23 protein-coding genes are annotated in these 22,254 nt (G+C 62.0%); 6 read left to right on the top strand and 17 right to left on the bottom strand.

The features are described from left to right. The first annotated feature begins 96 nt into the window (after nucleotides 1-96). Nucleotides 97-1,134 carry a LacI family DNA-binding transcriptional regulator gene (locus ACFUOZ_RS11230; protein WP_377547971.1) on the top strand — a complete coding sequence of 346 codons (1,038 nt, stop codon included), beginning with the start codon at nucleotides 97-99 and terminating at the stop codon, nucleotides 1,132-1,134. Here the strand turns inward: ACFUOZ_RS11230 and ACFUOZ_RS11225 are convergent, their stop codons facing one another. Next, a complete protein-coding gene (locus ACFUOZ_RS11225) occupies nucleotides 1,135-1,488 on the bottom strand; it encodes a hypothetical protein (protein WP_377547969.1) in 354 nt (117 codons plus the stop codon). It lies immediately after the preceding gene. Between the two features lie 37 nt (nucleotides 1,489-1,525). After that, nucleotides 1,526-2,152, bottom strand: coding sequence for a LysE family transporter (locus tag ACFUOZ_RS11220; protein ID WP_377547967.1), 627 nt, complete (start codon nucleotides 2,150-2,152; stop codon nucleotides 1,526-1,528). 151 nt (nucleotides 2,153-2,303) lie between these two features. Here ACFUOZ_RS11220 and ACFUOZ_RS11215 point away from each other — a divergent pair, with 151 nt between their 5' ends. Further along, nucleotides 2,304-3,395 (top strand): DNA polymerase IV, encoded by a 1,092-nt coding sequence (locus tag ACFUOZ_RS11215; RefSeq protein ID WP_377547964.1) that lies wholly within the window; start codon nucleotides 2,304-2,306, stop codon nucleotides 3,393-3,395. 35 nt (nucleotides 3,396-3,430) lie between these two features. On the opposite strand, the gene ACFUOZ_RS11210 is transcribed toward ACFUOZ_RS11215, so the two are convergent. The 5 genes from ACFUOZ_RS11210 to ACFUOZ_RS11190 form a co-directional block, all read right to left on the bottom strand. Further along, nucleotides 3,431-4,414 (bottom strand): aldo/keto reductase, encoded by a 984-nt coding sequence (locus tag ACFUOZ_RS11210; protein ID WP_377547961.1) that lies wholly within the window; start codon nucleotides 4,412-4,414, stop codon nucleotides 3,431-3,433. Nucleotides 4,415-4,431: 17 nt separating this feature from the next. Continuing rightward, a complete protein-coding gene (locus ACFUOZ_RS11205) occupies nucleotides 4,432-5,658 on the bottom strand; it encodes an RNA polymerase sigma factor (RefSeq protein ID WP_377547959.1) in 1,227 nt (408 codons plus the stop codon). Nucleotides 5,659-5,661: 3 nt separating this feature from the next. Further along, the gene (locus tag ACFUOZ_RS11200) at nucleotides 5,662-6,021 is read right to left on the bottom strand and encodes a YciI family protein (RefSeq protein WP_377547957.1); all 360 of its coding nucleotides are present in this window, start codon (nucleotides 6,019-6,021) and stop codon (nucleotides 5,662-5,664) included. A gap of 91 nt (nucleotides 6,022-6,112) precedes the next feature. Continuing rightward, nucleotides 6,113-6,928 carry a methyltransferase domain-containing protein gene (locus tag ACFUOZ_RS11195; protein ID WP_377547955.1) on the bottom strand — a complete coding sequence of 272 codons (816 nt, stop codon included), beginning with the start codon at nucleotides 6,926-6,928 and terminating at the stop codon, nucleotides 6,113-6,115. A gap of 80 nt (nucleotides 6,929-7,008) precedes the next feature. Beyond that, nucleotides 7,009-7,581, bottom strand: a complete 573-nt coding sequence (locus ACFUOZ_RS11190; RefSeq protein ID WP_377547952.1) for a MarR family winged helix-turn-helix transcriptional regulator — start codon at nucleotides 7,579-7,581, stop codon at nucleotides 7,009-7,011. A 154-nt stretch (nucleotides 7,582-7,735) separates the two neighbouring features. Here ACFUOZ_RS11190 and ACFUOZ_RS11185 point away from each other — a divergent pair, with 154 nt between their 5' ends. Further along, a complete protein-coding gene (locus ACFUOZ_RS11185; protein ID WP_377547950.1) occupies nucleotides 7,736-9,919 on the top strand; it encodes an MMPL family transporter in 2,184 nt (727 codons plus the stop codon). 142 nt (nucleotides 9,920-10,061) lie between these two features. Here the strand turns inward: ACFUOZ_RS11185 and ACFUOZ_RS11180 are convergent, their stop codons facing one another. Next, nucleotides 10,062-10,892 (bottom strand): hypothetical protein, encoded by an 831-nt coding sequence (locus ACFUOZ_RS11180; RefSeq protein ID WP_377547947.1) that lies wholly within the window; start codon nucleotides 10,890-10,892, stop codon nucleotides 10,062-10,064. Between the two features lie 161 nt (nucleotides 10,893-11,053). Here ACFUOZ_RS11180 and ACFUOZ_RS11175 point away from each other — a divergent pair, with 161 nt between their 5' ends. Together ACFUOZ_RS11175 and trxB are read left to right on the top strand one after the other, a co-directional pair. After that, nucleotides 11,054-11,488, top strand: coding sequence for an arsenate reductase ArsC (locus ACFUOZ_RS11175; protein WP_377547944.1), 435 nt, complete (start codon nucleotides 11,054-11,056; stop codon nucleotides 11,486-11,488). 59 nt (nucleotides 11,489-11,547) lie between these two features. Then, nucleotides 11,548-12,519, top strand: coding sequence for a thioredoxin-disulfide reductase (gene trxB / locus ACFUOZ_RS11170; protein WP_377547942.1), 972 nt, complete (start codon nucleotides 11,548-11,550; stop codon nucleotides 12,517-12,519). A 295-nt stretch (nucleotides 12,520-12,814) separates the two neighbouring features. Here trxB and ACFUOZ_RS11165 read toward each other — a convergent pair whose 3' ends face one another. From ACFUOZ_RS11165 to ACFUOZ_RS11130, 8 genes are all read right to left on the bottom strand, one after another. Then, entirely contained in the window at nucleotides 12,815-13,090 is a 276-nt protein-coding gene (locus tag ACFUOZ_RS11165; RefSeq protein ID WP_377547939.1) for a type II toxin-antitoxin system Phd/YefM family antitoxin, read from the bottom strand. A 61-nt stretch (nucleotides 13,091-13,151) separates the two neighbouring features. Next, nucleotides 13,152-14,009 (bottom strand): prephenate dehydratase, encoded by an 858-nt coding sequence (locus tag ACFUOZ_RS11160; RefSeq protein ID WP_377547936.1) that lies wholly within the window; start codon nucleotides 14,007-14,009, stop codon nucleotides 13,152-13,154. A gap of 690 nt (nucleotides 14,010-14,699) precedes the next feature. Then, nucleotides 14,700-15,233, bottom strand: coding sequence for a methyltransferase family protein (locus ACFUOZ_RS11155; RefSeq protein WP_377547934.1), 534 nt, complete (start codon nucleotides 15,231-15,233; stop codon nucleotides 14,700-14,702). Between the two features lie 13 nt (nucleotides 15,234-15,246). Continuing rightward, nucleotides 15,247-15,552: a hypothetical protein gene (locus tag ACFUOZ_RS11150; protein WP_377547932.1), complete on the bottom strand. Its 306-nt coding sequence runs from the start codon at nucleotides 15,550-15,552 to the stop codon at nucleotides 15,247-15,249. Between the two features lie 33 nt (nucleotides 15,553-15,585). Continuing rightward, nucleotides 15,586-16,920 (bottom strand): hypothetical protein, encoded by a 1,335-nt coding sequence (locus ACFUOZ_RS11145; protein WP_377547930.1) that lies wholly within the window; start codon nucleotides 16,918-16,920, stop codon nucleotides 15,586-15,588. 71 nt (nucleotides 16,921-16,991) lie between these two features. Further along, the gene (locus ACFUOZ_RS11140) at nucleotides 16,992-17,750 is read right to left on the bottom strand and encodes an ATP-binding cassette domain-containing protein (RefSeq protein ID WP_377547928.1); all 759 of its coding nucleotides are present in this window, start codon (nucleotides 17,748-17,750) and stop codon (nucleotides 16,992-16,994) included. Continuing rightward, nucleotides 17,743-18,675: a hypothetical protein gene (locus ACFUOZ_RS11135; RefSeq protein WP_377547925.1), complete on the bottom strand. Its 933-nt coding sequence runs from the start codon at nucleotides 18,673-18,675 to the stop codon at nucleotides 17,743-17,745. The genes ACFUOZ_RS11140 and ACFUOZ_RS11135 overlap by 8 nt, the downstream gene beginning before the upstream one ends. A 656-nt stretch (nucleotides 18,676-19,331) precedes the next feature. Then, nucleotides 19,332-20,744 carry an aldehyde dehydrogenase family protein gene (locus ACFUOZ_RS11130; RefSeq protein WP_377547923.1) on the bottom strand — a complete coding sequence of 471 codons (1,413 nt, stop codon included), beginning with the start codon at nucleotides 20,742-20,744 and terminating at the stop codon, nucleotides 19,332-19,334. Between the two features lie 168 nt (nucleotides 20,745-20,912). Here ACFUOZ_RS11130 and ACFUOZ_RS11125 point away from each other — a divergent pair, with 168 nt between their 5' ends. Next, nucleotides 20,913-21,551 (top strand): LysE family translocator, encoded by a 639-nt coding sequence (locus ACFUOZ_RS11125; protein ID WP_377547921.1) that lies wholly within the window; start codon nucleotides 20,913-20,915, stop codon nucleotides 21,549-21,551. 3 nt (nucleotides 21,552-21,554) lie between these two features. Here the strand turns inward: ACFUOZ_RS11125 and ACFUOZ_RS11120 are convergent, their stop codons facing one another. Continuing rightward, on the bottom strand, nucleotides 21,555-22,145 hold the full coding sequence (locus ACFUOZ_RS11120; protein ID WP_377547918.1) for a TetR/AcrR family transcriptional regulator: 591 nt from the start codon (nucleotides 22,143-22,145) through the stop codon (nucleotides 21,555-21,557). Nucleotides 22,146-22,254 lie beyond the last annotated feature (109 nt).

Here is a 22,254-nt window from a genome sequence, read left to right as displayed (position 1 = left end):
GCTTCAACCTTTACGTCAAACGCTTAACGTTGAGGGCGTCAAGCGCTTGATGCCTTGGCGCAGGTCAGGGCCGTGTAACAAGGCTACGATCGATACATGGAATCCCTGGAGCGGCGCAGTGGCCGCGCACATCGCTCGCCCCGGGTAACGGCTGCGATGGTGGCCGCGCGGGCGGGTGTTTCCACAGCCACGGTTTCCCTGGTCGCCAACGGCAAGACCCAGGGACGGGTTTCGGACGACAACATCTCCCGCGTCCGGTCCGCCATCGCCGAACTGGGTTACGTGGTGGACAGCATTGGGAGTTCACTGGCCCGCGGCGTCAGTTCCATCGTCATCCTCGTGACGCCCGATGTGTCCAACCCGTTCTTCGCCAACGTGATCGCAGGGGTCAGGGAAGCCTTGGGCGCGGAATATCAACTCCTGCTCTCAGTGACCGACGCCGGCGAATCACCCCAGGCTTCCGACGTACGTAAACTGCTGGCCCTCCGCCCTGCCGGCCTGCTGGTCGGAGCCCCGAGCGCGGAATTCCTTGAAGACCTCTCCGCAGCCGGCCCACTGGTCCTGCTGGACGCCCCGGGGCTGGAAGCCTACGCACCCTCCGTGAACCTCGACGTTGCCCAAGGAGCCCGTGAGCTGGCCCGCCACCTGGCCTCCTCCGGACACACCCGCGCGGCGTACGTGGACGGTGTCACGGGGACCACCACCTTCCAGCTGCGGCGCGACGCCTTCCTCGAGGAAGCTGCCGCCTGCGGTCTCGTGGTGGATGCCGGGCATGTCATCAGTACAGCGATCGACGTCGGTGCTGCCGCTGCCGCCTTCGCCGAAGCCTGGCCTTTGTGGAAAGCAGTGGGGGTGACCGCCGTCGTTTGCGGTACCGACACACACGCTTACGGTGTGCTGCAGGAAGCGCGCGTGGAGGGAGTAGCCATCCCCGGGGAGCTGGCAGTTGCGGGCTTCGACGATCTTCCCTACTCCGCCACCAGCAACCCCAGCCTCACCAGTGTGCATCTGCCAGCGACGCCATTGGGGCGCAAAGCGGGGGAGCAGCTCCGGGGACTCATGGAGGGCACGCCGCTGGCTGAGCCGCATGTGACCCTGGAGAGTTCGCTGGTGGTGCGGGGATCCACGTCGTAGCTATCGCTTCAGCGGGCGAAGTTTCTCTTCGCTGACGGGCAGGGAAACCGTGAAGTAGATCTGCGGAGCGGTCATGTCGCCCCAATCGTCCTTCTTGACCCGGACTGCGGAGGGCGTCACTTCGGCGATCCGGACGCGGAGCCATCCGCCGTCGTCGAGCCGTAGCTCGTGGGGGTCTGCCAGGTACCGCAAACCGAGCTCATCAAGAACTTCCTCCGCGCTCAACCAGTCCACCGCCTCGGTCCGGGGACGGCCCAGCAAATCAACGGCGACGAATCCGTCGTCGACAGGCTTCATCCATCCGACATGCTCGCCGTCGTCCGCGCGTCGGTGCTCGATCCAGTCCGCTTCCATGCCTCTGACCGTAGCATTCACGCGCTCCCGGAAGGGGCTAGTGGATGACTGCCAGCAGGATACCCACCATTACGAACAAGCAACCGAAGATCCGGTTCAGGATGATTTGGCCCTTTTGGTCATGGGTGAACCGCTGGAACGAACGTGCTGCCAAGGCGAAGAAGAACCACATGACCATGATGTCGATGGCCAGAACTGTGGCAGTCAACACGAGGTACTGCTGCACCAGGGGCTGATCCGGGCGGATGAACTGGGGCATGAAGGCCAAGAAGAAGACGATTGCCTTCGGGTTCAGGAGGTTGACCCAGATGCCGCGCTGGAACATGGACAGTGCGGGCTCGTTCTTCTTGTCATCGACCTGTTCTTTATCCAGGTCAGGCTTGTGCAGGAACTGCCGGATGCCCAGATACACCAGATAGGCGGCGCCGGCGTAGCGGATGACGTTGAAGATCACCGGCGAATTGGAGACCAGGACGCCCACGCCAAGGGCGACAATCAAGATGTGAATGATCAAGGCCACCTGTTGGCCAAGGATGCCCCAGATGGAGCGTCGGAAGCCGGAGTTGAGCGAGTTGCTCATGGTGAAGATCGCGCCGGCGCCGGGTGTGAAACTGATGAGGGTGCCGGCGCCTACGAGGGCCAGCCAAAGTGAAAACTGCACCATGTCAGCTTATGCGGGGGCAGCCGGTGCCCGGGACGCGTACCGCCCCGACCCACTTTCAAGCCGCGGGCCGTCAAATGCACCCGAAATAGGTTGATTTCAACGGAAACCCAGCCGAAAGAGGGTCGTGAAGCTGCAGCCAAGCCCGCACCCAATGAGGCAGACTGATCCCGTGAGCGGAACTCCATGGGTGCTGCACGTAGACCTCGACCAGTTCATTGCGGCGGTCGAGGTCCTGAGGCGCCCCGAGCTTGCCGGTAAGCCGATCATCGTTGGCGGCCGGGGGGACCCCACGGAGCGGGCTGTTGTGTCTACGGCGTCCTACGAAGCCCGGGCGTTCGGCGTCGGCTCGGGCATGCCGCTGCGCTTAGCGGCCCGGAAGGTGCCGGACGCCATCATCCTGCCCGTCGACCAGGAGGCTTATCTGGCCGCTTCCGAAACCGTAATGGCTACCCTTCGCGAACAACCCGGCGCCACAGTCCAGGTACTGGGTTGGGATGAAGCGTTTGTGGGCGTGGAAACCGAAGACCCGGTGACGTACGCGAAGCAGATCCAGGCGGCCGTCCTGGAGAACACCCAGCTCCACTGCAGCGTGGGCATCGGTGACACCTTGGTCCGGGCCAAGAACGCCACCGATTTCGGCAAACCCGCTGGCATCTTCCGCCTGACCAAGGACAACTGGCTGGACGTCATGGGGGAGAAGCCCACCATCGGGTTGTGGGGGATCGGCCCCAAGATCTCCAAGCGCCTGGCCACCCATGGCATCACCACGGTGAATAAACTCGCTGCCGCGGATCCGGCCAGCCTGGTCCCGGAGTTCGGGCCGAAAATGGGACCTTGGTACGCACAACTCGGCAGAGGCGAGGGCGCCACGGAGGTCGACGACACACCCTGGGTTGCCCGCGCCCACGGCCGTGAAACTACGTTCCAGCAGGATCTCACCGAGCCCGGCCAGATCGAAAACGCCCTCAAGGAGCTGACCGCCCGCGTCCTGGAAGACGTCGCCGCCGAGGGTCGGCCCGTGGTCGGGCTAACCCTCAAGGTCCGTTACAAACCCTTCTTCACCAAGACCTACGCGAGGAAAATCCCCGAGACCTATGACCGCGACGAAGTTCTGGCTCAGGCACTGGACCTTACGGCCAAAATCGAACCCGACCGGCCGATCCGCCTTCTCGGGTTAAGGGCGGAAATGTCGATGCCCGAGGAAGCCAGGAAGGGCCATACGCCCACCCGGAGCGGCTGGTAAGCCGAAACAAAAAACGCCCGACGCCGGCCTGCCGCCTACCAGCGCGGGTGGATCGCTTCGCGGAAGTAGCGGTCGTAGATGTCCCGCACCCCGTCAGACAAGCCTGCTCCGACAACCTGCATGTCTCCGGCTTCGGCGTTGGCTGCAGCTTGCTCGGCGGAGCGCGCTCCGGGGATGACCGAGGTGACGCCATCCTGGGCGACGATCCAGGCGAGGGCCGCCTGCGGGGTGGTGACGCCGTCGGGAACCAATGCGCTGAACTCCTGCGCTGCCTTGACGCCGGTGGCGAAGTCCACGCCGGAGAACGTCTCGCCGACGTCGAAAGCGGCACCGTCGCGGTTGTAGTTCCGGTGGTCGTTGGCCGCAAAGGTAGTCTCCGGAGTGTACTTGCCGGACAACAATCCGGAAGCCAGCGGCACACGCGCGATGATGCCGACGCCGGCTTCCTTGGCTACGGGCAGGACCTCGTCGAGGGGCTTCAAACGGAAGGCGTTCAGGATGATCTGGACTGAGGCCGTGTTGCCGCGTTTGATGGCTTCAAGGGCCTCGTCCGTCCGCTCCACGCTGACGCCGTAGTTGCGGATGGCTCCCTCGCTGACCAGGGTGTCCAGGGCATCGTAGACCTCGGAGCTGCTATATACCGCGGTGGGCGGGCAGTGCAGCTGGACGAGGTCCAGGGTGTCCTGCTGCAGGTTGCGGCGGGAACGGTCGGTCCACTCGCGGAAGTTCTTGAGGGTGTAGTTTTCCGGAACCTGGTCCACCCGGCGTCCCATTTTGGTGGCAACGGTGACGTTCAGCTCGGGGCGCTCGCTGAGGAAGCGACCGATGAACTGTTCGCTGCGCCCGTCGCCGTACACATCCGCGGTGTCAAAGAACGTGACTCCATGCTCCACAGAGGCTTCCAGCACGGCAAAGGCGTCCGCTTCGGTGACGGAACCCCAGTCGGCTCCGAGTTGCCACGTTCCCAGCCCCACGGTTGAAACGGGTCGGCCGGTCTTGCCAAGTATGCGCTGTTCCATGATCCGACTATATGGGGTCAGGACCCGCCGCCGTCCAGCTTTGTGACCTTCCCCAGCAGGTACCGGCGCTCCTGCAGACTTTGCGTTTTCCTGGCTGCGGCAAGAAAAGCCGCGCGTGCCTCCGGTATCAATCCCGCCAGCTCGTACAGATGCCCACGCACGGCGTCCAATCGGTGCGAGCGCCCGAGCTCAGCATCCAGCCCGGACAGCAGCTCAAGACCCGCGGCGGGACCCTTCACCATGGCCAGTGCCACGGCACGGTTCAAGGTCACCACCGGACTCGGAGCGACAGCCTCCAGCACCGTGTACAGGGCAAGGATCTGCGGCCAATCGGTTTCGTCGTTGGACGCTGCCTCCGCGTGGACCGCCGCGATCGCCGCCTGCAGTTGGTACGGTCCGGCAGCACTACGGCCCAGGACTGATGACAACAACGCAACGCCCTCGTCGATCTGCGCGCGGTTCCACAGGCTTCGGTCCTGCTCGGCCAGCGGCACCGGCGTCCCATCGCCCAGAGTGCGGGCCGATCGCCGGGAATCAGTCAGCAGCATCAGAGCCAGCAGCCCCGTCGCCTCAGGTTCGGACGGCGCAGCGGCCAGGAGCAGCCGTGCCAGCCGGATTGCCTCAGTAGTGAGTTCTTCGCGCTGCAGCGACGCACCGGAGCTCGCGGCGTAGCCTTCGTTGAAGATCAGGTACAGGACGTGAAGTACGACGCCGAGCCTCGCCTTCCGCTCGGAAGCCGGCGGCATGCTGAAGGTTGCCCCGGCCTTCTGGATCCCCTGTTTTGCCCGGCTGATGCGTTGTCCCATGGTCGCTTCGGGGACGAGGAAAGCAGAGGCGATTTCCGCCGTCGTGAGTCCTCCAACTGCCCGCAGCGTCAGGGCCAGTTGCGATGGTGCCGACAACGCGGGGTGGCAGCAAAGGAACATGAGCGTGAGGGTGTCGTCTGTCTCCGCGGCGGCGCTGTACTGGAAGTCCATGACCGCGACCCGTTCTTCACGTGCCCGCCGGGCGCTTTCGCTGCGGTAGAAGTCCACCAGGCGCCGTGATGCAACCGCCAGCAGCCAGGCTTTCGGGTTGTCCGGCAGGGCGGAGGTCCACTGGAGGGCCGCCTCCAACAGTGCTTCCTGGACGGCGTCCTCGCATGCATCGAACTGGCCGTGCTTGCGTGCCAGCACGCCGAGGACCTGCGGCGCGAGGGTGCGCAGCAGGTCCTCCAATCGCGTGTCGCGAGGGGGTTGGGTCAAAAGCTAAACCTCCGGAGGGCCGTCCGCCAGGGCGCGGAGCTCCACCACCTGTGAGTACTTCACAATGCTGGAACAGATTTCCACGGCACGTTCCTCGCTGGCCACATCAACCACCCAGTAGCCCACCAGGGACTCCTTGGACTCAGCGTAGGGGCCATCGGTGGTGATGACACCGTCAGGGGTCTGCTTGACGAGCTTCGCCGTACTGCCGTCGGTCAACCCGGCGTTGAAGACGAGTTCCCCGGACTCGGTCAGGTCCTTGTCGATCTGGATCATGAACCCGATCATTTCCCGGATCCATTCAGGCTCGGCGGTCTCCATCATGCCTTCAGCGGACCCGAACATCATGATCATGTATTTCATGTCTAACTCCTTGTGACGTGGCGCCCTGGGTGGGTGCTTCACTCATGGGTCGGAACTGGCGATGGCATTTCTACATGCTTCGGGAAAGTATTTAGGCCCGGGCGATGACTTCGCCGTTCGGAATGAGGAAATAGCCGTCCTCGGTGGCGCCCCAGCGGTGCCAGCCGGCGGCGATCCGGGCAAGGTCGGCCTCGTTGGCCAAGCCGTATTCCAAGGCCTGCTCGGCGAACGCGGAATGTAGTACGCGTTCGCTCCAGACCCGCGATTGCCAGGCACGCTGCTGGGCCGTGGCGTAGAGCCAGTTGCTGCTGGTGGGCGCCACCTGCGTGAAACCTGCCTGCTGCGCCCACGAAACCAAGCGCCTTCCGGCGTCGGGTTCTGCCCCGTTGCGCCGGGCGATCTTCTGGTACAGCTCCATCCAATCGTCGAGTTCCGGAACTTCCGGGTACCAGCTCATCCCGTGGAAATCGGCGTCGCGCACGGCCACGATGGCACCGGGTTTGGCTACGCGCCGCATCTCACGCAGGGCCGCGACCGGGTCGGTGAGGTGCTGGAGGACCTGGTGGGCGTGGACGAGGTCGAACGATTCGTCCTCGAAGTCGAGATCGTAGATGTTGCCGGTTTGGAAGGTCACGTTGTCCACGCCGCGTTCCCTGGCCAGCTCGGTTGCCTGCGCCACGATATCGGCCGACCGGTCCAAACCGATCACTTGCCCCGGCGCAACCAGCCCCGCGAAATCGCACGTTATGCTCCCGGGTCCGCAACCGACGTCGAGAACTGACGTTCCGGGGGTGAGATGGGGGATCACGAACGCCGCCGAATTCTCGACAGTCCGTGAGGCATGGGCCCGGACAACCGACTCGTGGTGTCCGTGGGTATAGACATCTTCTGGCTGCTGCGCGTTCATAGGGAAACGCTACAGCTACGCCGCCCAACTGGGTCGCAATTGTGGGCGTTTTGAGCGGTCAAAGCGCCGTTAGCTGCTACCTACTTGGGTTCCTGGTGGGTGGCCTGCCGCCGGGCTTCGATGGTCGCCTCCACCATGTCGGCCATGAAGCGGCTCACGAGTTCCAGTTCCTCCGCGGTGTACGAGGCCATGGCCTTGCCCATGCGCATGGCGAGCGGCATGAAGATGGCACTGCCGTCCTGGTACGCCTTGGGGGTCATCTGGAGCTGGACCTGGCGGCGGTCTGTGCCCAGGCGCTCGCGGACCACGTGACCGCTCGCGTGGAGGCGGTCGACCAGCGCGGTGGTGGCGGGGGAGCTGAGGCGTAATTCGCTGCGGAGCACGCCAGGTGTCACCACGAGTCCGGCAGCGGAATGTCGCATGATCACTGCCAAAGCGTTGAGGTCGGTGCGGTGCATGTCGTTCGCTCCGCCTGCGGCGTCCACGTAGTGGTTGGCCTCCAGGGTGAAGTCCTGGAGCAGGCGGACCAGGTCTTGGGAGGGGCCCGACGGCGGGACGGCACCTTCCGGGGCCGCGGCGCCCGGGGCGGCGCCCGGCGTGGCGTTCGGGAGTGCGGCGGGGTCGCCGGTGCGCTGCCCGTTCATGTCCGACATCTGCCCTCCTTGAGTCATTTCTGCCCTCCGGATATTACTCCCCGGCACGCCCCTTCAGCGCATCCGTCAAGGCGGGCCATTTGATTAGTTCCATGATGGAGATACTCTATAGTCTAATAAAACCACTCACATGCTTTCCCAAGAAGAAGGACTCATGAATCCGCAGAAAGTACCGTTCTGGCTACGCTGGCTGGTGCCCGTGGTGCTCGTTATAACCTGGCTTGGAATTGCCGGGGTGGGCGGCCCCACCTTCGGGCGCCTGGACGAGGTCTCCTCCAACGACCAGGCATCCTTCCTGCCCGCCGGGGCCGAAGCCACCGAAGCCGGCGACTGGCAAGCCAAGTTCCGTGATTCCGAAGAAATCCCTGCAGTGGTCATCATCGAGAATGATGAGGCCTTCACCTCCGCCCAGCTGGGCGAAGCAGCCAAGCTGAAAGCCGACATCGAGGCACTCAAGCTGGGGAGCGCCGTCGTCGGTCCCATTCCCTCGGAAGATGGCAAAGCCGTCCAGTACATCGTTCCGATCGCCGAATCCGATGAAATCCGCGACGTCGTGAAGGAGCTGCGCGACGTCGTGCAGCCCGGCGCCCCGGACGGGATGAAGGCGTTCGTCACAGGACCTGCGGGACTTACTGCCGACCTCGTTAACGCTTTCGGCGGCATTGACGGGATCCTGCTGCTGGTTGCACTGGGCGCCGTGTTCGTGATCCTGCTGCTTGTGTACCGCTCAGTGGTCCTTCCGCTGGCGGTGCTTTTCACCTCGGTCTTTGCCCTGTGCGCCGCGATCCTGCTGGTCTTCGGCATGGCCAAGATCGGCTGGATCCAGCTGAACGGCCAAAGCCAAGGCATCCTGTCCATCCTGGTGATCGGTGCCGCTACCGACTACGCCCTGCTGTTCGTGGCCAGGTTCCGTGAGGCCCTGACCCACACCCGCAACCGCACGCAGGCCGTGCTGACAGCCTGGAAGGCGTCATTCGAGCCGATTCTTGCCTCGGGCGCCACGGTCATCATCGCCCTGCTCTGCCTGCTCTTCTCCGACCTGAATTCCAACAAGGCGCTGGGTCCCGTGGCTGCCGCCGGGATCCTGTGCGCACTGTTCGCCGCGCTGACGCTCCTGCCCGCGTTGATGGCGTTGCTGGGCCGCGCTGCTTTCTGGCCGTTCCGCCCCAAGTTGCTGCCCGACGACGAACGCGAACCTGAGATCGTCACCGGACTTGAGGGACAAAAGGGTCTGTGGCGCGCTACCGGCCGCCTGGTCTCCCGGCGCCCGCGCGTCGTCTGGGTCGCTTCGGTGCTGTTGCTCCTGGTCGCTGCAACGGGTGTCCTGCAGTTGAAAGCCAACGGTGTTCCCCAGACGGACGTGATCCTGTCCAAGTCCGACGCCGTAGACGGCCAGGACGCGCTGGCGCGCCACTTCGACGCCGGCAGCGGCAGCCCCGCCGTCGTGGTCGCCTCCCAAGGGGCCGCGCAGCAGGTCCTGGACAAGGTCAAAGCGGCCGGCGGCGTTGGCGACGCCTACCTGCTGGCCGACGGAAGCGTGCCCATCACCGGTGCCCCGGGGACGCCCTCCGAACCCGCGGTCCGGGACGGCAAGGTGCTCATCAATGCCACGTTGAACAACGCAGCGGATTCGATCGAGGCCGAAAATGCCGTGAAAGCGCTGCGTGTTGCCGTCAAGGAAGCAGACCCGGGAGCGTTGGTCGGCGGTGTCACTGCCACAGCCCTGGACACCAACACCACTGCACAGCGTGACTTGGCAGTCATCATTCCGATCGTGCTCGTGGTGATCCTCTTCATCCTGATGCTGCTGTTGCGCTCGGTGGTGGCGCCTGTGCTGCTGGTGCTCTCGGTGGTTCTGTCCTACGGCGCAGCGATGGGTGTTTCCGCCTGGGTGTTCAACGGCGTCTTTGGATTCTCGGGAGCTGACGCCACTGTGCCGCTGTTCGGCTTCGTGTTCCTGGTTGCGCTGGGCGTTGACTACAACATCTTCCTGATGAGCAGGGTCCGCGAAGAGTCACTCAAGCACGGGACGCGTCCGGGTATCCTCCGGGGTCTTTCGGTGACTGGCGGTGTCATCACCTCGGCCGGCGTGGTCCTCGCCGCCACGTTCGCAGCGTTGGGCGTTATCCCCATCATGTTCCTGGTGCAGCTGGCGTTCATTGTGGCGTTCGGAGTGCTCCTGGACACCGTGCTGGTCCGGTCCTTGTTGGTCCCGGCCTTGGCCTACGACATCGGAAACAAGATCTGGTGGCCAAGCAAGCTCGGACGTAAGTCGACGGAGGCGCCCGTTGGTCCGCGGGGAGAACGTGAGGAAGAGGCAGCGTCCATGGGGCGGTAGATCGTGCCCGTCCCGTCAATCCATGGCGGGCGTGCGGCACTCAAGCAGCCGGGTGTCGCGCCATTGTCCGGCGGTGGGTCCGTTGACCGGAAGGCCAACGGAACCCTCCGCCGGCAATGGCGAATAAAGACTTCTCCGCATCTCAGCGGGCAGCAGTCTTGTCCCTGTTCTTCTGTTGGCGCTGCGCCCGCCGTTTCTGCTGCGCCTTCCGAACAGGCTTCCGCTTGCGGCGCTTGGTGCCCTGGCCACTGAAGGGCGGCCGGGGTTCGCCCAGCCGGGGGCCGCTCCAGTACCGGCCGCCGAGGAGGATGCCGGCGAGAACGCCATAAGTCCACACAAAAGGCAGGGCCAGCTGACCTGTATTTCCCGCAAGCATCATCAACAGCAGGAACTCCACCGGGATGACCAGTTGGAGGACGTTCCGGGTCAGTGCCGAAGGTGGGAAGCGGTACAGTGCCCATCCACAGACCAAGGCGCCGGCCAGAACTGCGGTGACTGCCGCCGTCGGGGATTGAAACCCGAGATGCGCCAATCCGCTTCCCAAGAGAATCGCGACGCTGGCGGCGTTGACCAGCGCCAAACGAATCCCGCCCGTGAAACCACCGCCGTCCTTGGCCTTGCGCTCGCGTTCGCGGACTGCCTCCGCTCCCGAACCTTTTCCGGACAAACTGCTGCCGATGGCCCCGGCGGCGAACCCCAGCAGCCAGGAGCCTGCGGCGGGAATTCCGAGGTCGTCCTCGACGGAAAGCCAGGAGAAGAAAATGAGCAGTGTTCCGAATTGCATCACCATGTAGGCGCGGGTGGAGACGGAGAACACCCGGAGCAGCAGGAAGGCGTAAGCGGCCGCCACCACGAAAAGTGGCGATGCCTGAAGCAATGCATTGCGGGCCATCCAGATGAACAGCGCCACCACAGCCGCGATCATCACCCAGGACAGAATCGGCGCGGATCGTTGGTTCGAATTTTTCAACATGTAACCCCCGATATAAGACTAGGTGAGACCCAAGGGGGCCCCGTCGCAGCGCTCCCTCCATCTTGAAAATCACCAGCAAACGGAACCATACTCAGCGCATCGATGTATCGTTCGTGGCGGTGGGGCGGACCGCCCCGACCAGATCAATCCAGGAGAATCCCATGACCGCCGAAGCCGGCAAGAAGCCTTCAGTCCTCTTCGTGTGTGTTCACAACGCAGGGCGCTCGCAGATGGCAGCAGCGTTTCTGACATCGCTGGCGGGCGATGCCATTGAGGTGCGCTCCGCTGGCTCGCAGCCTGCGGACCAGGTGAATCCCGCAGCTGTGGAAGCAATGGCCGAGCTCGGGATCGACATGTCAGCCGAGATACCCAAGGTCCTTACCGAGGACGCTGTCAGGGAGTCCGACGTCGTCATCACCATGGGCTGCGGAGACGAATGTCCCTACTTCCCGGGCAAACGTTACGAGGACTGGGTACTGGAGGACCCCGCCGGTCAGGGGGTGGAGGCCGTGCGTCCCATCCGCGACGACATCAAGACCCGCATCCAGGGGCTGATTGCCTCGCTGCTTCCCGCCCGGCACGTCGACGCGCAGTAACCGGCCCATCAGTATCGGGCGACGCAGTAACCGGCAACGCAGTAACCAAAGGAGAATCAATGGAACAGCTGATCATCATCGGGTCCGGTCCTGCGGGCTACACGGCAGCAATCTACGCAGCCCGGGCAGGCCTGAACCCCTTGGTCCTGGCTGGTTCCGTCACCGCTGGCGGAGCCCTCATGAACACCACGGAAGTGGAGAATTTTCCCGGCTTCCCTGAGGGTATACAAGGCCCTGAGCTGATGGACGGGCTCCAAGCCCAGGCGGAAAAGTTCGGTGCCCGGATAGTGTTCGACGACGTCACTGAAGTTTCGCTTGCAGGTCACGTCAAGACTGTGGTCACGGGAGCCGGGGAGACGCACGAAGCTACGGCAGTGATCCTGGCGACGGGTTCGGCCTACAAGGAACTGGGTTTGCCGGAGGAGAAGAAGCTCAGCGGGCATGGTGTGTCCTGGTGTGCCACCTGCGACGGATTCTTCTTCCGCGAGCAGGACATCATTGTGGTCGGCGGCGGAGACTCAGCCATGGAGGAAGCGACGTTCCTGACGCGATTCGGAAAGTCCGTGACCGTCGTCGTGCGCAAGGGCGAGCTGCGCGCCTCCCGCATCATGGCCCAGCGCGCCAAGGACAACCCCAAAATCAGTTTCGCGTGGAACTCCGCCATCACCAAGATCCATGGAGATACCAAGGTAACGGGGGTGACCCTCACTGACACCCGCACGGGCGAAACCAGGGAGCAGGCAGCGTCCGGCATCTTTGTGGCAATCGGACACTTGCCGCGGACGGAGCTTGTGGCGGGACAGGTGGAGCTCGACGCGGAGGGCTACATCAAGGTGGATTCGCCCACCACGTGCACCAATCTGTCCGGTGTGTTCGCTTGCGGCGACGCCGTGGACCACCGCTACCGGCAGGCGATCACGGCCGCAGGAACCGGGTGTTCGGCAGCGCTGGATGCCGAGCGCTACCTCGCAGCCCTGGAAGATGCCGACAGCATTGCCACGGCACTTGTGGAGGAGCCGACGCATTTTTAGCTTGGCCGAATCATCGAGGCTTGTAGACGTCTGCGCGGTGCTGAATCCGGTGGACGTAAAGCACGTGCTCTTCAAGGTCCAGTGTGAACAGCACACGGTAATCTCCCCGGCGTGCCGTGCGCTAACAGTGAGCTCATTGGTTAGCGGCCTGCTGAGGCGGTGAGGGTTACCGGCGAGTGCTCCGGTGACGAATTCAACAATCGCTGAGGCGGCCTTCACCGGCAGGCTGTGAAATGTTTTCAGGGCCGGGCTGGTGGCCTGTACCTTCCAAGGTTCGTTTTCCTCGCTGTGTCGCTCACCGGGGCGGCAGCCCGAACTCGCGGCGCAGATCATCGCCGCTCTTTGTGTTGCCTTCTGCGATGTCGCGACTGGCCTGAGCCAAATCTTCACGGATGTTCGGCTGGGACAGCCAGTGAATGGTTTCCTGGAGCGACTCCAGGTCTTCCGCTGACATGAGGACAGCGGCGGGGTGCCCGTCGCGGGTGATTTGGATGATCTCGTGTGTGGTGTCTGCTTCTTCGACCAAGGCCGAGAGCTTGTCCTTGGCTTCGCTAAGAGGGACTGTCTTCATGCGGGCAATTTAGCCGGATTTCGAGCTTATAACTAGCCGTAGTTGTAGCCTGAGGCGCGCCTCAGGCCTTGACCGTGTTCCGCTCCCGGTATGCATCCGCCGCATACACGCCCAGGACGCGCACTTCGGTGGTGAAGAACTCCAGTTCCTCCAGCGCGCGGCGCAGGCGGGCGTCCTCCGGGTGGCCTTCGACGTCGGAAAGGAACATCGTGGCGGCGAACTCGTCGCCCACCATGTAGCTCTCAAGCCGGGTCATGTTCAGCCCATTGGTAGCGAAGCCACCCAGCGCCTTGTACAGGGCAGAAGGAACGTTGCGGACGCGGAACACAAAACTGGTGATCGCCGGGCCGGGGAGTTCTTCCTTGGTGGGAAGTTCGCGTTCACGCGCCAGGACAACAAAGCGGGTGGTGTTGGTGGGGTTGTCCTCGACGCCGGAGGCCAGGACCTCGAGCCCGTACAACCGGGCAGCCAGCGGCGGAGCGAGGGAGAGTTTGCGGGGATCGTTCCAGTCCCGGACTTCCCGTGCCGAGCCGGCGGTATCACCAGCAATGACGGGCTTCAAGCCGGCCTCACGGATGATGCGGCGGCACTGCCCAAGGGCATGGATGTGGCTGTGCACCTCCGTGGCTGCCTCGATGGTGCTGCCGGGAATGCCCATCAGGTCGAAGTGGATCGGCAGGAAGTACTCTCCGACGATCTGCAGATTGGACTGGGGGAGCAGCACATGGATGTCGGCCACCCGCCCGGCGATGGAGTTCTCGATGGGGATCATGGCCAGATCGACATCCCCGTTCGAGACCAGTTCAAAAGCATCCTCAAAGCTTGCGCACGGCACGCTTTCGAGTTCGGGGAACATTTCCTTGCATGCGAGGTCCGAATTGGCTCCGGGCTCACCTTGGTACGCAATCTTCTGGGCCATGCTGCTCATGGTTTCACGCCGGGTATACGCCGGCGCAAAAGCGTCCATCCTTTGACTTGGGCAAACCAACTGTAAATCTTGGTCAGGCTGTGTCCCGGACTGGTTGGCATCTGCCCAGTGGTCTCACGAAGGTAGGGTCAGCAACGAAGCGGAGGTCGACTCCCTCGCTGGGTTGAACCCGATACCCGTTTCTCAGGAAAACACGGTCAGGCGCCGGCTGAACCCGGGGCGGAGGCAGAACACAATATAGCGCCCTTTGCATGGCCGCCATCACTCGAATGATCCGTGGCGCCAAAGCACTTAGCACCCGGAAAGACGACGTGCCTAGGACGAACCAACAAAGAAATCCGCCGCTGCGACAAGCGCTAACTCGCACGCCACAACATCCGCGCACTCTACGCCTCAGCAACATGCGCTATGACAGACATAGCAGAGTGTGGGTGACAGCACCTGCTCCTCTGAGTGTTTAATAGGACGCGTCTGTCCCTAGCCGGGGTCGTCACGATCGATATGGCTATGACAAAGCGATACTCACAAAGGCGGCTATTACTGCACCAAGCAGTACCAGTGTCGGTATCCAGGCCGAGAAACGGAGCTTGAATATTCTGGGGCTAGTGGCAGCCTGTATCTCCGCGACCGCCAAGTCAAACTCAGCTTCCTCGATCGGATCACTCCCACCACCATCCCCGTCTAGAAGATCCATGGCACAAGCCTCCAGCGAACGGAATATTGGTAGCGCTGGTATTGGGCAGCGAATTCCTGGATCAACAGGCGTTCCTCGCCATGGATTCTGGCAACTGTGAGGAGACACAAAGGCAGCAGACAAACGGCGCACCACCAACCGGCGGCGAGAATGCCCATGCCCCCGAATTGGATAAGGATGCCGCTATATCCGGGATGGCGGACTATGGCGTATAGGCCGTCTTGCATTACTCCTGCATTTCCAGACTGATCCTGAGGAGTCAGGGTGTAGCGGCTGCCGAGTTCATTCATTGCCACGATACGGACGAGCAACCCTGCCGACCCGAGCCCGAGGCCAGCAGCGAATGTCAGCACATCAATGGACTGAATACGAATGCTTCCTAAGATTCCGGGACCAACCAGAGCGAACCCACTACCCATGATCATGAGGAAATCCATCGATTTTGCCTGGGTTGTCGCATTCACGTCGTTTCGGTTTCCGAGACGGATCTCGGCCAATACCATTGCCAGGCCCAGAGCCATCCAGCTGATCAGGCTAGCGGGTCCCATGAACAAACCCCTTCAACGCCGGAACGCTCGTGAGAACCCCGGCGAAGAGCGGGATGGCGATAAAGATCATGGCTCCGGGTTTCATGTGAACGCCGAACTTCCCATTGAGGTGAAATCCTTCAAGGATAGGAAGGCCAAATAAGGATTGAGCGAACACTTGGTCTACCGTTGCGTCGCGCGCATCCGAGGAAGCCGCGACGAACATAAACCCAAAGACCGCCAAGCAAATCACGGTGACGGCCGTCGTAAAGATGATGGACGTTGCCATCCAGCGAGGGCGTGAAGACTTCATGGTGATTCCTTCTGGTGTGGGAGACATTTCGAATCATGCGTGCCATCGACGTCGTTCGATAATTAGGCTGACAAAAACGGCAGCGGCCATTGCCGCAGCAGCAAAGAACACTGCAACACTCGAGAGCCCATTAGTGAACAGTTGACTGATTACAGCCACCGCACCGCTTGCAACTGCCGCATAGAGCCAGGTCGCCAGAATCTGTCCAATGGGATTGGCGGTGCTTACGACGACCGCAAAATTCAACAGAATCGCCGTGGCAAGACACACCACGGCACAAAGAAGTACCTCCGGCAGTCGGTCCGGTGGAATCGTATTGACCGCCCACAAACTGGGGAGCCACGCCAGGGAGAAGACCCCCGAAGCGAGCATGCACTGCAAGCCAAACCACGAATGCAGTCTCAGCCCAAGGACGGCCGCTGGAGGAAAGCGCGTTGTGAAAATGCCCCGAGTCACCCTGGCTGCCAGTCCAGCAACGACGGTTGACACGACAACGACTGCGAACCCAAGAATTTTCAGAGACGACGGAGCGAGATTCTTCCAAGCGAAAACCAGAAGAACGTTGAATATGAGGCTGGCAAGCGCGGTGGACAGAACGTTGGTGTCGCGCAGGGCATAGATTGCTTCCGCGACAAATTGTCTCCTGTCCAAAGACCCGGTCCACGTCAGTCGAATGGATTTATAGGCGGCATTGGTTGACTGAAGGGTTACACCAGCGACGTATATGATGATGCCGAAGGTCAGAAGTGCCAAAGATGTTATCCAGCCCATTGCATGGAAACCCAGACCTCCCCAAGCTTCCTTGACAACCGTTGGGATGGTCAACAGCCGGTGCCACGGTTGAGGGCTACTGAAAGCGTCAACACTGGCCGAGAGTACTGCTGTCATTGCTACAGCCCACAGGATGAGCGATGTCGGCATCCGGATGCTGTCCCACCGTTTTGAGCGCATGACTATGAGGGGAAAGCCATTGCAGAACAGGCCAAGTCCTGTCCCCGCAATGATCGATACCATCGAATAGCCAAGGGCGTCGAGGCTTGAAAAACCGTTCGCGCCCATCCCGACCCACAGAGGTAACAGAACGAAAGCCTGGCCGACCACTCCGAACGCGCCAAGTGGCAGGATCAGCAGCCATCGGACGTGGGATGAACTGATTGGCATGGACTCCATTGAGCGCAGCATGGAACCACTCTTATCCCGGGCCGCTTCGACCGCCAGCACAATGAGACCCGACGTCGCAAACGCCGTGCAAACGGCGATTGCGACATTGACCTCCCGCGATGCAGAGGAATCATGGCCGTCTGAGTAGGCTTTCCACGACAACAATGCAACTGCCGAGACCATCGTTGTCAGGATGGCGGCGAACACATACGGCCGACGCCCTGGAATATTCGCGGTTCCAGTGGCGCGCCGTACGTAGACCCGGAATATTGGAGTCACTAGGGCGAGCACGATTCGGCTCCCTGTCTTGCATCGTTGAGCAGACAGGAGACGGTGGCCTCAAGTTCGCGTTCGCTGCCGTACATGTCAATCGACGAATCCAGGAGCATATGTCCCGCGTGAAGGAGCAAAACGCGGTTGGCGAGCCTGGTTGCAAGGTCAAGGTCATGGTTGGCAAGCAGCAGCGTCTTGCCTTGATCCCGAAGGCCACCCAAGACCGATTCGAGCGCCCGCGATGCAATGAAGTCGAGTCCGCTAAACGGCTCATCCATGACAATCAACTCAGGATCGCCCAGCAGGGCTCCGATGATCTGAACTTTCCGGGCCGTTCCCAGGCTGAGCCCCGCAATCGCTGTTCTTGATTCGTATGGGAAATCGAGCAAGGTGGAGTAATGCTTAGCCCTACCCATGAAATCGTTTGCCCGGGACCCGCTCGCCTTCTCGAATGCGATCCTGCAGTACTGCCAATACTCTTTTGCGGTGAATTCCGCGAGCAAATCCCGATGAGAGTCACTGACGTATCCAACGTCAGACAATATCGCTGCGTCACGGATCGTTAGATCTGTTCCTTGAAAAATCACTGAACCAGTGTCCTTCCGCTGCAGACCGAGCACGGCGCGAATGAGTGAAGTCTTGCCCGAACCGTTTGTTCCCATGAGGGCAGTTACCGATCCCGGATCAAGTACTGCGGTGACAGGTCCCATCCGAAATGTCTTGTAATCGACGCACAGATCGGTGATCGCAAGGCCTTCATTCATCGTGTTCAGCGATCCTTCCTTTGTCGCCAAGGATCGCCTTCAGTAGCGTCCGGCCATCCTTGGTTAATGGCGTCAGGCCCAGGAGTTGTAGGAGCCCGATCAAGGCGAATGCCGCCGCAAATGACAGCCTGAGCTGATCCATGGCTGCCCGGGTCCAGAGGCCGTCTGGCGAGCGAAGGATCAAAAATTCGATTGCTGCTACGAAGGTCAAACCGGTCAGGGGGCCGGCGGTGATGATCCTGATCCGGTCCAGTGCCGACATCGGGCCGAACGCAACACCTGCTGCCCCGGACCTTACATAGACTGACGTCGGGCAAACCCTTCGAATCTTTCCGAGCAAGAGATGCCCCAACTCGTGAAAGTAGGCAGTGCCGACTATCCCCAAGAATAGGAACGCAACCGACAGAGCCAGGTTTCTGGCCCCGATAACCCGGAGAAAGTCCGGACTGCCTGCAAATCCAAGGACTGCAGAGACGACGACGGCAGCCACACCAAGCCACATTGTAAGTTGATGTGCTTCGACGACTGCAGCAACGAGGGAACGGGCGGTCGGTACATAGCGACGATAGAGCGGCACGCGCCGGTGGGGGCGCGCGGGCCTCATTATTCCTAGGAGGCTTGTCCTATGAAACGTTGCATCGAGCTCGATCTCCACAACAAAGCTCTGATGAATCGACACCAGACCGGCACGGTTGAGGTCGTTAATGAAGTTTATATAGGAATCGCGGATATCCTCGTCGTCTTTGCCGCCAAGCAGGGCCCCGATCAGTTCGTCGATGCCGACCGGCTTCGTCGCTGATTTGCAGACTTTGACGCCGAGTGAATTGAGTGGGTATCTCCGGTCCTGATCGTCCCGGAGATACCCATCCTCAACAGCGATCCCAGGGGCAAGACTGAAACACGCTCCTGGCATCAATTGAGACATGTCGAATCAGCAGCCTGATCCCCAGTAGTTCTGCACCGCGTGCATACAGGCGTCAAAAGAGCGCGCACTGCAGACAGAACAGATGTAGACGACGACAGCAAGTGCCATACCAAGCACTGCTGCCACGAGGCCAGCTGCCGCCCACTCCGCCTCAGTTTCTTCGCGCACCGCAGCAGACAACAGCTGCGGACGCTCCATAACCATTGACATGAATTCCCCAATCTATGTCAGCGCACCGACTGAAAGGAGGTGCGTATTTCTGTGTTTGACGTTCACTGAGAATCAGCACCCGCCAATTATTTGTGACGGGTACTCGTCTTTCGTGACGGGCAACACAGGGATTTGCCGGAACTGCCCAACTCCAGAATTGGTTTGGTTCCCCGGGGTGGACGTCTTGATCGGTGGGTTCAAGGCCACGGTCGCCATCACCTGAATGACACACGGGGTCAAAAGCCCTTGGGTACGCCGTACAGCGACGAACCAAAAGGAAATCCTCTGATGCGTCAACAGCTACTTCGCGCGCCACATCTACCGCACACTCAACGCCTCAGCAACTTTCACGCCCTGACAGACATAGAAGAGCCTGAGGGGCAGATAACGTCGCTAGAAGGGTTCATAGCGACGTTAGCTGCCCCTGGCTGGGGTGCGGAATCGAATCAGCCGTTGATGATCTGCGGCACTCCCAGGGCCTTGAGGCCTTCGGCGCCGAATTCCAGCCCGTAGCCGGACTGCTTGGCTCCGCCAAACGGGACGCGCGGGTCCACGGCGCCGTGTTTGTTGATCCACACCGTTCCGGCCTGGATGCGGGCGGCGACTTCGCGCGCGGCGGCGACGTCGGAGGACCAGACTGAGGCGCCGAGTCCGACGTCGAGCGCGTTCGCCTTGGCGACGGCCTCGTCAACGGTGCTGTACTTGATGATCGGCAGCGCCGGGCCGAACTGTTCTTCCGCGACGAGCGGGTTGTCGTTGTCGATATCCGCAACCAGCGTGGTGGGGTAGAAGTTGCCCGGCTGGTCCGGGTCAGGGTTGCCGCCCACCAGGATGCGGGCACCGGAGTCGCGGGCTGCGTCCACCAGTCGGGCGACGATGTCGTACTGCTGGCGGTTCTGCAGCGGGCCGAGGACGTTGTTCTCATCGAGCCCAACACCCATCGGCATCGCAGCGGCAACGGCAGTGAGTTCCGAGCAGACGGCCTCGTACTGGGACTCGTGGACGTAGAGGCGCTTGAGGGCGGCACAAGTCTGGCCGGTGTTGATGAAGGCGCCCCAGAACAAACCCTCGGCGATCGCTTTGGGATCCGAATCGGGCAGGACGATACCGGCGTCGTTGCCGCCGAGTTCCAGGGTGAGCCGTTTGACCGTGTCCGCGGAGGAGCGGATGATCGCTTTGCCCGTGGCGGTGGAGCCGGTGAACATGACCTTGCCGATCGCGTCATGCGAGGCAAGCGCTTCGCCTACGTCGCGGCCTCCGGACACCACAGTGAGCAGACCCTCGGGGAGTTCCTGGTTGATGATCGAGATCAGCGCCAGCACGGACAACGGCGTGTACTCCGATGGCTTGACCACCACGGCGTTACCCATGCGCAGGGCCGGCGCGATCTGCCAGACCGTGATCATCATGGGCCAGTTCCACGGTCCGATCGCACCGACGACGCCGATGGGCCGGTAGTGCAGCTCGGCGCGGGTTTCGCCGTCGTCAACCACCACTTCGGGTTCCAACGGCGTTCCGGCGGTGGCACGAAGCCACGCGGCGCAAGCGCCGACCTCGAAGCGGGCGTTCGGGCCGTTCAGCGGTTTGCCCTGCTCGCGGGAGAGCAGTTGGGCGAGTTCTTCGGCGGAGCGTTCGACGGCGTCGGCTGCTTTCAGGAGCGCAGCCGACCGGGCGTCGTCGCCCAAGGCAGCCCAGGCCGGCTGGGCGGCGGCGGCCGCATCGATTGCGCGCTGGAGGTCCTCGACGGTGTGGACCGGGGCCTCGCCGACCGCTTCGCCCGTGGCGGGATCGAAAATGGTGCGGCTGTTCTGGCCGGGGGCTGCGGTGATCGAGGCCAGCAGGGCGTCGTAAGTCTCCATTGGTACTCCGCTCAGGTAGTAAGTCTTGGCGGCCCGTGAGCCGCGGCGATGTTTCCAGTGTGGGTGGCGTCACGTGGAGCGGTCTTGTCATTGGACGAACAGGCTTTGACGGCAAGCGAACGCTTTCCCGGCTTTCGCTACCTGCCGGTATGCCTCACAATCACTCTTGTGACTCTCGCTTCCCTTGCTGCTTTTGCCGGTCTTTGCCTGGTTCTTTCCGTGACTCCCGGGCCGGACACCTTCCTGGTGCTTCGCATTGCACTGAACAGACCTTCGGCGGGAATTGCCGCGGCTGCCGGTTCGGCGGGTGCGGCGATTGTGTGGGCAGCGTTGGTTGGCGTTGGCCTGGCGGCGATCCTGGAGCAGTCCGCGGAACTGTTCCGCTGGATCAAGATCGCCGGCGGGTTGTACTTGCTGTACTTGGGGATCTCTTCATTCATCAAGTCGCGTCGTGCTGCGAAGGCGGGCGTCGGTGGATCCGCTGAAGAGCCTTTGCCCTACAACCGGCTTTCGGCGCTTGGTGCCGGGGCCCTGTCAACGCTCCTCAACCCGAAGGTTGGCTTGTTCTACCTGGCGGTGGTCCCGCAGTTCATCCCGCACGGCGGCGACACCATGGGCACATCGTTGATCCTCGGCGTCGTGGTAGCTGTGATCGCCTTTGCCTATCTCTCCATGATCGCCGTCGTGGCCTTCAAGGCGATGAGGTGGCTCAAGAAGCCCAAGGTGAGCACCGCCGTCGAACGTACTTCCAGCGGAATCATCGCGGGACTGGGTGTCGGCGTGGTTGCGTCGGGGGCGGCGAGCTAGCATTCAGACCGCCAGCAGCGCCAAATAGTTGTCCAGCTGGCCCTCGAGGTCCTGTGAAAAATGCTCTGCCGGCGATAGCGCTGCCACGATTTGGGCGCCCAGCATCATGTTGAGCAGGTGGTCGGCGACGGAGGCATCCTCCAGTGGGGTGGCAATCTCGCCGGCCGCACGGGCTGCTGACGTGTGGGTGGTGATGGTGGTGTGCCACTGGTTCATGGACTCGCTGTGCAGGGTGGCCATGTCGGCGTCGTTAAGGGCCTTTTGCCAGAACGGGATCACGATGCGGGCTTCATTGACGCGTTCCTCGTCCAGGGGGAGTATCTCAGTGCAGAAGGCCCGCAGCGCCGCCAGTCCTGACAGCCCTTCCGTCACGAGCGCGATGCGCTGGTTGGTCCTGTTGAACACGTGCCCGAATGCGGATGTAAGCAGCAGGTCCTTGGTGGGGAAGTAGGGCTTGAGGGCGCCGTTGGCGAAGCCCGCTTCCTCGGCAATTTCGCGCATGGTGGCGCCTTCCATGCCAAGCCTTGCGATGATCCGCCAGGTTGCGTCCACCAGTTCGAGGCGTCGTTGATCGTGGTCCACAATCTTTGGCACGGGTCGGGCTCCTGGAAATTTTTGCGGAAGGGTCTTGTGACCCATCTTACGTTTTGGTTATTCTCTACAACTATAGAAAATAAATCCTGACCGTCACAGGTCCCGGACC

It is taken from the genome of Paenarthrobacter sp. NPDC057355, assembly GCF_042667405.1.
Lineage (GTDB): Bacteria > Actinomycetota > Actinomycetes > Actinomycetales > Micrococcaceae > Arthrobacter.
This window is presented reverse-complemented; position numbering and strand designations above follow the sequence as displayed.